General features: G+C 63.1%; 13 protein-coding genes. 5 read left to right on the top strand and 8 right to left on the bottom strand.

Annotation, left to right across the window (positions count from 1 at the left end):
- The first annotated feature begins 23 nt into the window (after positions 1–23).
- The 5 genes from PQR40_RS02820 to PQR40_RS02800 all read left to right on the top strand — a co-directional run bounded on the left by PQR40_RS02820 (position 24) and on the right by PQR40_RS02800 (position 7,520).
- Positions 24–1,631 carry a prepilin-type N-terminal cleavage/methylation domain-containing protein gene (locus tag PQR40_RS02820; protein ID WP_408224225.1) on the top strand — a complete coding sequence of 536 codons (1,608 nt, stop codon included), beginning with the start codon at positions 24–26 and terminating at the stop codon, positions 1,629–1,631.
- Positions 1,632–1,858: 227 nt separating this feature from the next.
- Complete coding sequence (sctC, locus tag PQR40_RS02815; protein WP_408508454.1) at positions 1,859–3,661, top strand: type III secretion system outer membrane ring subunit SctC; 1,803 nt, start codon at positions 1,859–1,861, stop codon at positions 3,659–3,661.
- A 424-nt stretch (positions 3,662–4,085) separates the two neighbouring features.
- Positions 4,086–5,207 carry a sensor histidine kinase gene (locus PQR40_RS02810; RefSeq protein ID WP_408224222.1) on the top strand — a complete coding sequence of 374 codons (1,122 nt, stop codon included), beginning with the start codon at positions 4,086–4,088 and terminating at the stop codon, positions 5,205–5,207.
- A gap of 34 nt (positions 5,208–5,241) precedes the next feature.
- A complete protein-coding gene (locus PQR40_RS02805) occupies positions 5,242–6,036 on the top strand; it encodes a response regulator transcription factor (RefSeq protein WP_408224219.1) in 795 nt (264 codons plus the stop codon).
- A 59-nt stretch (positions 6,037–6,095) separates the two neighbouring features.
- Complete coding sequence (locus PQR40_RS02800; protein WP_408508453.1) at positions 6,096–7,520, top strand: EscC/YscC/HrcC family type III secretion system outer membrane ring protein; 1,425 nt, start codon at positions 6,096–6,098, stop codon at positions 7,518–7,520.
- On the opposite strand, the gene PQR40_RS02795 is transcribed toward PQR40_RS02800, so the two are convergent.
- The 8 genes from PQR40_RS02795 to sctQ all read right to left on the bottom strand — a co-directional run bounded on the left by PQR40_RS02795 (position 7,499) and on the right by sctQ (position 12,841).
- Complete coding sequence (locus PQR40_RS02795; protein WP_408224216.1) at positions 7,499–7,954, bottom strand: CesT family type III secretion system chaperone; 456 nt, start codon at positions 7,952–7,954, stop codon at positions 7,499–7,501. The two genes, PQR40_RS02800 and PQR40_RS02795, sit on opposite strands and share 22 nt — an antisense overlap.
- A 99-nt stretch (positions 7,955–8,053) precedes the next feature.
- Positions 8,054–8,233, bottom strand: a complete 180-nt coding sequence (locus PQR40_RS02790; RefSeq protein WP_408224213.1) for a hypothetical protein — start codon at positions 8,231–8,233, stop codon at positions 8,054–8,056.
- Positions 8,234–8,358: 125 nt separating this feature from the next.
- The gene (locus PQR40_RS02785) at positions 8,359–8,619 is read right to left on the bottom strand and encodes a type III secretion system protein (RefSeq protein ID WP_408224210.1); all 261 of its coding nucleotides are present in this window, start codon (positions 8,617–8,619) and stop codon (positions 8,359–8,361) included.
- 40 nt (positions 8,620–8,659) lie between these two features.
- Positions 8,660–9,781, bottom strand: a complete 1,122-nt coding sequence (locus PQR40_RS02780; protein ID WP_408508386.1) for a hypothetical protein — start codon at positions 9,779–9,781, stop codon at positions 8,660–8,662.
- 108 nt (positions 9,782–9,889) lie between these two features.
- Positions 9,890–10,828 (bottom strand): hypothetical protein, encoded by a 939-nt coding sequence (locus PQR40_RS02775; protein WP_408224204.1) that lies wholly within the window; start codon positions 10,826–10,828, stop codon positions 9,890–9,892.
- A 2-nt stretch (positions 10,829–10,830) separates the two neighbouring features.
- The gene (sctS, locus tag PQR40_RS02770; protein WP_408224201.1) at positions 10,831–11,094 is read right to left on the bottom strand and encodes a type III secretion system export apparatus subunit SctS; all 264 of its coding nucleotides are present in this window, start codon (positions 11,092–11,094) and stop codon (positions 10,831–10,833) included.
- 6 nt (positions 11,095–11,100) lie between these two features.
- Positions 11,101–11,751: a type III secretion system export apparatus subunit SctR gene (gene sctR / locus PQR40_RS02765; protein WP_408224198.1), complete on the bottom strand. Its 651-nt coding sequence runs from the start codon at positions 11,749–11,751 to the stop codon at positions 11,101–11,103.
- Positions 11,738–12,841 (bottom strand): type III secretion system cytoplasmic ring protein SctQ, encoded by a 1,104-nt coding sequence (sctQ, locus tag PQR40_RS02760; RefSeq protein WP_408224195.1) that lies wholly within the window; start codon positions 12,839–12,841, stop codon positions 11,738–11,740. The genes sctR and sctQ overlap by 14 nt, the downstream gene beginning before the upstream one ends.
- Positions 12,842–12,904: the final 63 nt, after the last annotated feature.

Genomic DNA, 12,904 nt, shown 5'->3' with positions numbered 1-12,904 from the left:
TGCTGAAAGAGGCAGGAGTTTCCATGTACAGGCGCACGGCGCGGCAAGCCGGATTTACGATGATCGAAATGCTGGCAGCGCTGGCAATCGCGACGCTGATGATCGTCGGGATGGCGGCGATGATCAACACGTCGATGGAAGACGCGCGCGGTCAGCAGGCTGCGCTCTACCAGTCGCAGATGGCGCAGGCGGCCACGCAACTGATCGCGCAGAATTCGGCGGCGCTGCTGGACGCGGCGACGCTTACCGTGCCGGTGGTGGTGCCGCTCAAGGGTTCGCCGTATCAACTTGCCACTTTCCTGCCGACCAGCGTGCAGGCGCGGAACGCTTACGGTCAGACTTCGTGTCTGCTGGTGTACAAGAACGATCTCGGCGGGCTGCAGGGCCTGCTCGTGACCGAGGGCGGCATGGTCATTCCTGATCCGCAGCTCGGTTATATCGCGTCGAACTCGGGTTCGGGCGGCGGCTCGATTCCGAAGACCAACAATGCGAGCGGCGCAGCATTCGGCGCATACGACTCATGGAGCGTCGCGACGCCGAATCCGTCGAACGTGTCCTGTTCGGGCACGGTGACCGGCGTAGGTCATCTGGCAAGCGAGATTTTTGCGGGTGCGAACCAGGCGCAGAACACCGACTATCTCTATCGCGTCAGCGTGCCGGGAGATGTAAGCGCGAACGCGATGCAGGTGCCGATCATTCTCGCGCAGCAGACAGATTACACCGCGTGCACGGCGACGGTGGGATCGATTGCCGCCGATACCAACAGCAACGTCGTCAGTTGCATCGACGGCGAGTGGGAACCGATTTCGTCGGCGCACTGGCGCGACCCGGTGGCGGCCGCGGCCGATTTGAGCACGCTGCCCAATCCGCAACGCGGCGATGTGTCGATGACGACCAACACGGGCCGCGGCTATACGTACAACGGCACTGCGTGGCAGGCCATCGCGGTCGACGAACTGGGCAACCTGAACCTCGGCAACCAGCAGACCGTGGGCAGCGCCTGCGCGCCGGATGCCGCCAGCACGACACCGGTCACGACCGATTCCACCGGGCGCGTGCTGTCGTGCCAGAACGGCCAGTGGCAGACCCAGTCGGAGATACTGCCAGCCAGCACGTCCGTAGGCTGCACGATCCTGATGCCTTCTTCCGGGGCGGCCGACTACACGGAGTGCAACGGACAACCCGGCGGCGCATATTCGGCGGGGCCGTATTCGTACAACGCCACCAACGGCACTTATTCATACTCGCAGACGCAGTCGGTACAACTGACCAAGTCCGGGATCATAGCCGTCTCGACGTGGTCGCACATGAACGACGGGAACTGTAGCAATCCCTCGGCCGGTGCACGTGCGCAGATCTCGCAGAGCATCGACATCTATCTGTCCGGTTCGAGTGCATCCCTCGCTCACGCCGAATCGCAAAGCCCGACGCTGACCGACGATTCCGGCGGGATCGAAAATAGCCTGACCCAGGCGCTCGCCATCGGCACCTATAAAGTGGTCATGGTGACGAACTGGGCGAGCTACGCAGTCATCACGACGCCCTGGGCCAGCAGCTACTGCGGACAGCAGGGGCAGGTGATCGCGAACACACCGGTTGCGACGGGATGGACCCTCAACAGTTACTACTGACATGACCGCTCGCTGTGTCGTTTCGGATCCGAACCGGCAACCCGATGTCGCGGGCGGCGGCGCTCGCCCGCTGCGCCGGCGCGCCGCATGTCGCGCTGCGCGGCCGCGTGTCGGTGCGAACCTCCGTGCGGGAACCGGAAGCAAGCGCGCAAGCGTCGTGGATCCTGATTGACCGGAAGGCGTCCAGAACGAATCATGAGTCATACGTTCTGTTCAATCCTTCTTCGATGACCGCCATGAACCCACTTGCACGCGCCATCCTGTTCACCCTCCTGACATTGTGTGCCGTGGACGTGCTGGCCGCACCCGTACACTGGAAGATCAACGGGATCGACTACTCGGCGGACTCCAAGGACGTGAAGGACGTCCTGCGCGATTTCGCCGCGAGCCAGGGGATTCCGGCGAACATCTCGAAGGACGTGTCGGGCAGCGTGACCGGCAAGTTCCACATGGCGCCGAGACGCTTTCTCGATACGCTTGCCTCGTCGTTCGGCTTTGTCTGGTACTTCGATGGCCAGGTGCTCGACATCGTGACGCCGGAAGAGATGAAGAGCACGCTGATCAAACTCGATCACGGCAGCGCAGCCGAACTGCGCGACACGCTGATGTCGATGGGCGTGACGGATCCGCGTTTCCATATCACTTACGACGATGCGCAGGGCGCGGCGATCGTCAACGGGCCGCCGAACTACGTGCAGATGGTCACGGACATCGCCGCGCGGCTGGACTCGACGACGCAGCACCGGGCCGGCACCGTGATCCGGGTGTACCCGCTGCATCACGCGTGGGCCATGGACCGTAACGCGGACGCCGACGGCACGTCGATCACGTTGCAGGGCGTCGCGACCGTGCTCAACAACATGTATCACCCGAATCAGGGCAGCGGGACTGCGTCGGGCGCAGCCACTGGTTCGGCCCAGAACGTGCAGCGGGTCCAACCGATGAGCGACGTCTCCGGCGGTTCCAGCGGCCAGGCGGTGATGCCGCCTCTGCCCAACCAGAGCGGCAGGGGCATCGGGAGTAGCGGGGGTCTCTCCGGCGGTCAGGCGACGGGTCTGCTGGCAGGATTGACCGGGCATGCCTCGTCGCAACTGACCGCCGCATTGAACGGCGGGCCGGGCGGAGCGTCGGGCGCTGCGAGTTCGGACGACCAGATGTTGCCCGTCATCGAGGCGGACCAGCGTACCAACTCGGTTCTGATACGCGACACGCCGGACCGCATGTACCAGTACCCGGAATTGATCGCCCGGCTCGATGTCCGGCCGCGCCTGATCGAAATCGAAGCGCAGATTTTCGAAGTCGACGAGACGGCGATGAGGCAGCTCGGCGTGAGCTGGACCGCACATAACAGCCGTGTCGATTTCCAGACCGGCAATGGTCAGGCCGCGCAGAACACCTATAACGGCACGTTGAGCCAGAATTTCGGCAGTACCACGCTGGCAGGCAGCGTGACCGCGGCTGCGACGCCGGTCGGTGGAGCGCTGAGTGCGGTGATCGGCAACGCGGGCCGCTATCTGATGGCGAACGTATCGGCACTCGAAGAGCGCAATCAGGCAAAAATCGATGCGAGCCCGAAGGTAACGACGCTCGACAATATCGAGGCCGACATGACCAACGACACGCAGTTCTTCGTGCGCGTGTCCGGCTACACGTCGGCGGACCTGTATAGCGTGTCGACCGGCGTGTCGCTGCGGGTGCTGCCGATGGTGGTCGACGAAAGCGGCCATACCCAGATCAAGCTCGACGTCGCCATCCGCGACGGGCAGTTGAGCGGCCAGACGGTCGACAATATTCCGGTGATCTCCAGCAGCAATATCAATACGTCGGCTTTCGTGAACGAAGGCGAATCGCTGCTGGTGGCCGGCTACAAGACCAATACCCGCACCAACGACGGCACCGCCGTGCCGTATCTGTCGAAAATCCCGGTGCTCGGCAACTTGTTCAAGAGCACCGACAAGGAGGAGAGCCACATGGAACGTCTGTTCCTGCTGACGCCCCGCATTATCGATCTTGGTGTGCCGGCAACGTGAAACGATCGCTGATCTATCGGGACAATCAGAAGGTGAAATATTTTCAGAACAATGCCATCGCGCCTTGAAACCGGTACGTCGATCCACACCGAACAAGCCGCGATCGCAGCGACTCCGGCGCTGTCGGGAGGCGCACCGGCGTGGACGTCAACCGCCGGCGACTTCGAGCCGATGACGCAGCGGCGCTTGATCGAAAGGTAGGGGTAAAGTAAGTCGATAGGAAAGATACTGTAAGAGAGGACGCTTAGTTGTTCGATGCGCATTCATGCGGATCCACGCGCACGTCCGTTCGCATCGCTGTCACGCAAGTGTGGCGAGGCAATCCGGAGGCCAGTCATTCGCGAGGCACGAGCAAAATTGCAAAACGCGAACAAATATATGTTTTTCACACTATCATGTGATGACCTATGCGAGAAGGCGTCCTATGTCGATGTCATTTGACGATGGCTTCAGACCTCAACGTTCGAGTGCTGCGGTCGCGCCCGACGATGAGTTCGACGCACTGCTGGACAGCCAGCCGTGGGGCACGATTGCGCTCGACGCGCGGCATGATGTGCTGTTTGCGACACCGGGTGCGGCAAGGCTGTTGCGGCGGCGCGTAGTGGCAGGTGTGCCGCTTGCCGAACTGTTGCCGCAACTGGCGGACGACAACCACGACGCCGGCCTGAGGGAGGCGCTCGAGCAAGGCGTCGAACTGCAGATCGATGACCGTTGGCTGTGGCTCAAGCAGACCACGGTCGTGGGCTCGGAGCGGATCGCGGCAACGCTGTCGCTGTTCGACGTCACCGACATGCGGCGCGCCGTGGACGACCGGGTGGAGTCATTGCGCTTCCTGTCGCACGACCTGCGCTCGCCCACCAATTCGATCGTCGCACTGACGCAACTGCACGAACACGACCCCAACGCTTTCGAAGAGTGCGGCGGCATTCAGCGCGTCGCCGACCTTGCGCGCTACGCGCTCTCGCTCGGCGATCAGTTCATCTTCACGTCGGTTGCCGGTGCGCTGCAGCGCGGTGATTTCGCCCGTTTCGATCTGCGCGGCGCGGTGCGCAATCTGATCCCGCAGCTCGACGTCGCCGCGGTCTACCGGAACGTGCCGTTGCGCCTGTGGCTTGCGGAAGGCTCGGCGGTCTGGGTGAGCGGAGTGAGAGTATTTGTCATCCGAGCGCTGCAGAATCTGATTGACAACGCCATTCAGGCTTCCCCCGCCGGCGCGCCGGTCACCGTATCGCTAAAGGTCATGGGCGATTCTGCCGTTATCACGGTCAGTGACGAAGCCGGCGGACTCCCGGGTCTGGTGGACGAAGCCATCTACGATTTTGACGCGCTCGCGCAGCGCTCGGCCAGCGGTTTTGGCTTGGGGCTGAAGCTGGCAGCACGTATCGTTCGGCTTCATGACGGCACCCTGAACGCTGATCGTAATGCAAAAGGCGGTACCGATTTCGCCATTCGTTTGCCGTGCCTTGCTGTACAACGAGGCAACCAGGAAACATCAGATCTGGTGCGTGAATACGGCAGTTTCGCAACGACAAGGCGCCCGTTGTGAACGCATCCCCCGTGATACAAGGCGCAAAACAAGAATGGGAACTCCGGCCAAAAGCCGGAATGTGAGCATGCGAAATCAAGCAAGGATTCTTATAGCCGAGGACGACCTGATCCAGCAGTCGCTGCTCGTGACATGGCTCAAGGCGGAAGGGTACCAGGTCGATGCGTTCAAGAATGGACTGGACGCCCGCAATCACCTGTCGGACCATTGGGCCGATTTGATGATCCTCGACTGGGATCTCCCCGGCATGTCGGGCGACAAGCTGCTGAGCTGGGTGCGCAGCCGCTCCCGCACGACGGTGCCGGTGATCTTCCAGACCATCCGTTCCGAGGAAGCGGATATCGTGAGGATTCTTGACACGGGCGCCGACGATTTTCTCGTCAAGCCGCTTGACCGGATGGTGCTGCTCGCGCGCATCCGCGCGTTATTCAGGCGTTTTCACACGCCGGGCAGCGACAGCCGCCGGATGATCGTCGGCGAATATCAGCTCGATCGGGCGAACCTGACCGTCTCGCGCGGCGACGACGTGCACACGCTCGGCACGAAGGAATTCGACTTGCTGTGGCATCTGGCCACGCACCGGGGCACGGTGGTGCAGCGTCAAGATCTGCATTCCGTGGTGTGGGGCTGGGATGGCGGCGTTCAGAGCCGTTCGGTCGACATGTATGTGAGCCGTTTGCGGGCGAGCCTCAAGTCGCTCGATATCGAATGGACGATCCAGTCGGTCTATGCGAAGGGCTACCGGCTCAATCTCAGCGAAGCGGAGGCGCGGCAGGCGGCGAGCCCGGCTGGCATCCACGCGAACGAGACCGTCGCCTCGCTTTATTGAACTTCATGCCGTGTCGCTTCAGGATGCGCAGCGCGCTCGCGCATCTCTGCTTGACGATTGTGTGCGTCCACGCTTGCGTCGCGCAAGGCGAGGGCAGGCAAGCGGTCGTACGGCACACGGACGCAACGCTGCACGCGCGCCTCACTGCCGCGATGCCGCGTTGGGGCATCGCGCGCTACTACCTCTCGACTAGCGGCGCCAGCGTGGCCGACGTGCTGCGCGACCTGTCGTCCGCCACAGGCGTGCCGATTGCCGTCGGTGCGCAGCTTGCGGGCTCCGTCGAAGGGCGTTTCGATCTTCCGCCGCAGCGTTTCCTGGAAGTACTGGCGAATGCCTACGGGCTCGTCTGGTACTACGACGGCACGGTGCTGCACGTAGACCCAACCGGCGACGAACGCTCGCTGACGCTGCGCCTCAACTATGCGAAACCCGCCGAGTTACACGCGCTGCTGAACGGCACCGCTAGTGCCGACCCGCGTTTTCCGCTCGTCGACGACACGCCGATGCCGGGGCTCATCACCGTCAGGGGGCCGGCCGCCTACCTTGCGCTGGTGGACAGGTCCGCGCGCCAGGTCGACGGCGCGGCAAGGATGAAAGTCGCCACGGCGGTGCGCATCGTCGGCCTGCATTACAGCCAGGCGGCGGATCGGATCGCGCTGACCAACGGTCGTACGGGTCCGGTGGAAGGGGTGGCGAGCGAGGCGAGGCGATTGCTCGATCCGCCGGGCAACCGGTATATCGATGTGGCCGAATACGAAGCGCCGCTGCCGATCATCGCCGCCGACGCCCGCACCAACACCGTCCTGATTCGCGATCGCCCGCAACAACTCGACGCCGACGTGCGCGCGGTCACCGCGCTCGACAACAGTGCGCCGCTGGTCGAGCTGGACGTGCTGATCGCCGACGTGCAGACGGCGGCGCTGCCGCTTCTGTTGCTGGGGCGCGTGCAGGCCGGTTCGACCGGTGGCGCCGGCGGACAGGTCAAGGTTGGCGGCGATGGCGCGGCGTTGCGCGACCGGTTGCACAAACTGGAGGCGACACAGACCGCACACGTTCGCACCGAGAGCGAATTGTCCACGGTCGATCGCGTGGCGGCCGCGCTCGAGCAGCGCCTCGATCAACCGGTCGCGATCAGCGGCCACGTCCGGCCGCCGGCCGTCGCGCCCGCGGCCATGTCACTGCGCATCGTGCCGTCCGTCGAGCAACGCACGAGCCCGCCCGGCATTACGCTGGCAGTCGAACTGCGCAGCCCGGTGGAGATCGACGTCGCGCGTATGACGCTGGCGCCGCACGAGGGGATGGTGCTGGTGGTGCCTGACGAGAGTCGGGCGTCAGGAAGTGCGCAAGCCACTGCGCAGGACCCGCCGACGATCTGGCTGGTGATGCTCGTGCCGCACGTGATTGAGCGCAGTGCCGGCGACGCAACGCAGGTGCCGGATGCGAAGCGGATACGCGGCGAGGTTCAGGCGCGCAGCCAGAAGTAATCGCCGCTGACGATGCCCATGAACATTTCGTCGGTCGATTCGATGATGTTGCTGCGCCAGTAGCGGCCGTGCTCGGCGTAGTGTGACAGCAGGTCGGCGACTACCGTGCCGTCGACGTCCGGTGTCAACGGTAGTCGCAGGATCAGGATGATGCCGCCCGTGTCGGTATCGAGACCGAGTTGTGCCTGGTCTTGCGCGTAGATCAGCAGATTGGCTTCGAGCATCAGCCGGAACACCACCAGGGTGCGGCCTGCGGTGACCGTACCGTAGTGGAAGTTCACATACATCGCTTCCTGATCGTTCTCGAAGTGATCGAGCCGGACGTCGAAACCTTCGACCTCGATGGTGCGTGTTTGCAGCACATGTTCCGGATCGGGAAGATCGACAACCGTGCAGACGTCGCGTACCACCTCCGCAAATCGTTCGATGCTCATGACTGATCCCGCTGCGAAAATAGAGGACCCGGAGCGCGAGGCCCCGGGTCCTTTTTGCGGACAAGACGCCGACGACGTGCCGTGCTGCGAGACAAGCCGTCACTGCTTCTTCGAATCGTCCTCGATGTCGTTGCCAATGGTCTTTGCGATGTTCATCACACCTTGCACCATTGACAGTCCGAACTGATCCTCAGTCGTTTGAATCATGTCCGGGACCATCGACGACATCATGCTGCTCATCGAACTCATTGCCTCAGAGGCCATTGAACCAAAAGACATGCTCGACTCCTTTACAGTTGAGATTAAGAAAACGCAAACCAGCTAGTTGTAATTGCTGCCTGTTCGCCTACGATACTGATGTACCCCCTACCCTCCACTTCCTGCAGCTTCCTGCAACCACCACACTACAAACCACTGGATTCCATTCCTGCCAGTTCGTGCAGGCGCAGCATCATCCGGCGCGCGGCGACCATGCCGCGATAGATCTTCTGCAGCGCTGCGCGCTCGTCTTCCTGCAACGCCCGGCGTGTGGCATCGCTGACGTCTTGAGCGCACTGCTCGAACGCCTGCGCGATGCGCGCCACGCGCTCTTTTGCATCGGGTGTCTTGAGCGTTGTCTCGAGTCCCTTGATATCGGTGCGAACTGTTTCGAGTGCGTCGTACATGGTGCTTCTCCTGAGCATGATTGAAAGCAGCGCGAGTGCGTTACTGCGCCTGCGCACGCAGCGGGGTGATCGACTCGTGCAGCGTGCGCACGTTGTTCGCCGAGCCGGTTGTCGTGCCGGGAAACAGATGCTTGACGCCGTCCGCTGTTTGCACGTAACGAGTATCGCCGACCGAAATCATTTCGGTGTACACATTCATCGAAATGTTCGTGGGAACTTCGGTAACGTCTACGTCGATTCGCTTGATGTTGCCGTCGAGGTCGCTCCGCAACCGTTCCAGCTGGTCGTGGAGCGACGTCAGCGACGGGACGTTGCCGCTTATCGCGAACACGCCGTTTCCCGAGTAAGCAACACGCACGCCGTCGATCCCCAGCGAGTCGGTAATGCTCGCGACGTCGTCCTGCGCCACATCGTAGTGGTGCGCGATGCTGTCGCGCCCGTAGCGATCGAGGATGGCGCGTGCGGCGATGTCTTCCGAGGCATTCAGCGCCATGCCGTCGACCGCGATCGTATTGCCGCGCTGCTGCGCATGCAGATCGCCGAGCCGGGTTTGCTGCAGTGCCCGGTTTAGCTGGTCGGTAAGCGCGCTGATCTCGCGCTCGCTGAGCGTCGACAGGTCGTGTTTGTTCTGCGCCGCGCTGGTCGCCGCCTGCGGACGGCGCACCATGCCGGACGCCAGCGAAACCGCGATCACCAGCACCGCGCCGACCATCGTGGCGATGCAGAGCGTGCGCAGTATGCGCGTCCTGCCGGTAGTCAGATCAGGCAGCACGCCGGCTCCGGCGTTCTGGTCCGGCCGCGCATCGGCGGCACCGTTGCTGTTGCCGTTGTACATACTGGCCAGCAACTGGATGTCGGGTGGCCATTGGGCGTCTTCGGTGCCGAAGCACAGGACCGTCGTGCCGAAGGGGAACGGCACGAAATCCGGCACCAGCACGACCACCGGATCGGCATCGTCCCCTTGAGCCCCGCCCGCGGCGGTATCGGCGAAACGGCGAACGCTCACGACCCCGGCCTCGTCCATCTCGACGATCACCTCGTGATCGTCCCAGTCCGTGATGCAGATGTCGGTGTCGTCGGCCTTGCCGATCCGATAGCGGCCCGGCGTGAGCCTCGCCTGGATGCCCGCATGGGTTCCAGTCAAGATGCGCAGGATTTTCATACCGCTCTCTTCCGGTTGATCAGCAGTTTAAGGAGTGCGGCATAAATGTGTGGCGTTGAATCAAGTCTAACGAGTTGCCTGCTTCGTGCCGCGCATGCTGCGAAGTCGTTACGACGGGTCCGAAGCATCGTCGTCGGTCCGGCTTCTGCCGCTCATGGCCAGCGTATTGAGCATGGTCGACAGGTGGCGAATCGCACGATCGAGCATGCCAGGGCTCAACGAGCGAGTTCCATGAAATGCCATGAGCGGTAGCAACGCGTTATCGGTTTCTTCTTTCTCGTCGCGCGGCGGTCCGATCGGTGAAGCGCGCAACGCGCTGCTTGCGTTGATGAGGTCCTGGCGCACACCGCTCATATCGTCGGGGGACGAGCGGGAAAAATCGCCAGTTCGCTGGCGCGCTTTCAGCATATCGAGGGTGATCGCATAACGCTGATGGGAGCCGCGCCGATCGGGATGCGTCCGGTGTTCCTCGTTGGCGAGAAAACATTGGCGGATCCATTCGACGCGTAGTGTCGGATCGAGCAGCATGGGGCGATCGTGTAGCTGGTCCGCGAGATTCTGCAGGTCGGTGCGCGGCGCTGCAGCAGGGCGCGCGCTTGCCGTGTCGACGGCGATGCTGCGTACGCGGGGCGCGGTCCCGGCGGTGCCGTACCTCGCCGTCGCGGCTGTCGCCCGCTGCTCGTCGGGTAGCGGCGGGCCACGGCGCTCGCGTCTGTCCTGCTGTTGCTGGCGGCCCTGCTGCTGGCGACCCTGTTGTTGACCGCCTTGCTGTTTCCCGTCCTGCCTGCCGCCCTGTTGCTTGCCGCCACCGCGTCCGTCCCCGTGCAGCGCGGATACCCGGCGGCCTTGCAGCAGGCGCTGCGGGAGCCGGCCGGTGTTGGGCGAGCCATGCTCGGGCGCGATCTTCGCCGCATGGCGAAACGTGGTCTGGCGATACTGCTTCGCCTGCCGCATCAGCTTGCGCCGGTGGTGCGAGCGAATCTCCTCGTGAGCGTCCTCGATGTGGGATTCGTGGACCGTGGTCGCGTCCGGGACGGTGCGATGCACGCTCATGTCGGTACGGCCAGCGTCAGCAGCCGCGTGGCAAAGTGCAGAATCGCCGAACCGGCCCATGCGCCGCTCAGCGCGATGGTCGCGGTGACGGCGATCAGCTTGACGCTATGCGAGATGGTCTGGTCCTGCAGCGATGTGATCGCCTGGATGAACGAGATCATCAGGCCGGACAGCGCAGATACGATGATCACCGGTAGCGACACGTACAGACACAGCAGCATGCCCTGCGTGGTCAGCCCGATCAGGTCGTCGGTATTCATGATGCGTCACCTGTAGGTCAGAATGAGGCCGTGAATCAGGGTCGACCAGCCGTCCATCGCGACGAACAGCAGCAGCTTGAACGGAATCGCGACGTTGACGGGTTGTATCTGGTTGAGCCCCATCGCCAGCAGCACGTTCGCGATCACGAGGTCGATGACGATGAAGGCGATGTACAGCAGGAAACCGATCTTGAACGCGTCGCTCAATTCGGACAGCGTGAAGGCTGGAGCCAGTACGATCAGGTCATCTTCATGCAACTGGTTGGCCATCTCGACCGGCCAGACGACGTGCGCCGAGCGCAGGAAGAACAGTTTCTCGCGTTCGCGCGCGTGCTTCTTGAGAAAGTTGCGGAACGGCTCGCGCGCGGCGCCGAATGCTTGAATCATGGCCTGTGACGGTTCTGGCGACACCTGCTCATGGCTGAGCGTCTGCATCGCACTCATGCCGATCGGCGCCATCACGTACATCGACACGAGGATGGCGATGCCGTTGAGCACCATGTTCGACGGCACCTGCTGCACCCCGAGCGCGTTGCGCAGCAGGCCGAGAACAACGGTGATCTTGGCGTACGAGGTCACCACCATCGCGACGAAAGGGACCAGACCGATCGCGACGACCGCGATCATCAGCCCCGTGAAGTCGCTAAACTGAGTCATGGCCGCTGAACATCTGAATGACACGTACGCCCAGTTGCTCCCCCACGGTGACCAGCTCGCCGAAGCCGATAAGCTGGCCGTACGAGACGAGCCGGATGCGCGCGTCTCGCAGCGTGCCGGGCAATTCCAGCACGTAGCCCGCGCGCAACGCGGAGAGCTGGACGAGTGGCAGGGTGACGGTTTCGATTTCGAACTTGACCGGCAGGTCGAGGTCGTCGAGCGAGCCCGCGGTGTCGACGTCCATATGGGCGCCGTCGGTACGTTCATTGTTGTGGGTCATGGAAGGGTCCGTAGTGATGACAAGCCGTTTGCCGGCGAGCGTGACGCTCGCGAGAAGTTGGTGGGCGCCGGGTGGGCCCCACACGATCTGGGTATTGATGGTCGAGCCTGAGCCGTCGAGCAGCGTGCGCCAATCCTGCGGCGCGGCGCGCAGGATCACGTCGCCGGGACGCAAGCCGTTGAGCGCCTGAATGCTCAGCGTCTTTTCGCCGACACAGATGTAGCCGGGCACGTTGATTTCGCTGACGCGATTCGTGAACGGTACGCGATGCTGGTTGACGTGCCGTTCGAGCAGCGCTTTCCAGCCGCTGTCCACCGCGCCGAGCCGGCATTCGATGAGACGTCCACCGTGCGTGAAGCTCAGGCTGAGCGTCGGCTTCATCGATTCGTAGCGGCGCGATCCGCTGACGTCGACGTTCGATGCGCCCAGGCGGTCGAGTGCGGCGAGCAGCGGTTCGAGCAGCAGGGCGATCACGGCGCAGCGCAGCGAAGCGCCGGCCTCGACGTTGTCGACCGTGATCGATTCCGCGACGGCGCTTGCGAGAGCTGGGTAGACCGCGAGGTCGACGGCGAAGCTGGTGTGCGCGCTGCCGTGTTGCAGGTCGATCCAGCCCGTGCGCAGCGGCGCCGTCCTGGTATCGTGCGAGACGCGCCAGTCGGTGATTCCGAGTTGGGCTAACCTGGCCACGAGCCGCGCGTCGCACAATAGCCGCGTAAGACGCGCGGTTTCGTGATCGATGCTGGGCAGCGCGTCGGCGTGTTCGGCCAGCCGTTTGACCTTGATGCTGGCGATTGGGACTATCCGGTCCATATTGTGTAGACCCCGAGGGTTTTTGCTGTTGATCTGGGTTCGAACTCGGTTGGTTCAGTTTCG

Origin of the sequence: Paraburkholderia sediminicola (assembly GCF_046026855.1) — a bacterium.
GTDB classification, from domain to species: domain Bacteria; phylum Pseudomonadota; class Gammaproteobacteria; order Burkholderiales; family Burkholderiaceae; genus Paraburkholderia; species Paraburkholderia sediminicola_A.
This window is presented reverse-complemented; position numbering and strand designations above follow the sequence as displayed.

Bases quoted from the DNA above. Each gene is read 5' to 3' on its own strand.
- PQR40_RS02820 (WP_408224225.1), top strand. From the start codon at position 24: ATGTACAGGCGCACGGCGCGGCAAGCCGGATTTACGATGATCGAAATG.
- sctC (WP_408508454.1), top strand. From the start codon at position 1,859: ATGACCGCCATGAACCCACTTGCACGCGCCATCCTGTTCACCCTCCTG.
- PQR40_RS02810 (WP_408224222.1), top strand. From the start codon at position 4,086: ATGTCGATGTCATTTGACGATGGCTTCAGACCTCAACGTTCGAGTGCT.
- PQR40_RS02805 (WP_408224219.1), top strand. From the start codon at position 5,242: ATGGGAACTCCGGCCAAAAGCCGGAATGTGAGCATGCGAAATCAAGCA.
- PQR40_RS02795 (WP_408224216.1), bottom strand. From the start codon at position 7,954: ATGAGCATCGAACGATTTGCGGAGGTGGTACGCGACGTCTGCACGGTT.
- PQR40_RS02790 (WP_408224213.1), bottom strand. From the start codon at position 8,233: ATGTCTTTTGGTTCAATGGCCTCTGAGGCAATGAGTTCGATGAGCAGC.
- PQR40_RS02785 (WP_408224210.1), bottom strand. From the start codon at position 8,619: ATGTACGACGCACTCGAAACAGTTCGCACCGATATCAAGGGACTCGAG.
- PQR40_RS02780 (WP_408508386.1), bottom strand. From the start codon at position 9,781: ATGAAAATCCTGCGCATCTTGACTGGAACCCATGCGGGCATCCAGGCG.
- sctS (WP_408224201.1), bottom strand. From the start codon at position 11,094: ATGAATACCGACGACCTGATCGGGCTGACCACGCAGGGCATGCTGCTG.
- sctR (WP_408224198.1), bottom strand. From the start codon at position 11,751: ATGACTCAGTTTAGCGACTTCACGGGGCTGATGATCGCGGTCGTCGCG.
- sctQ (WP_408224195.1), bottom strand. From the start codon at position 12,841: ATGGACCGGATAGTCCCAATCGCCAGCATCAAGGTCAAACGGCTGGCC.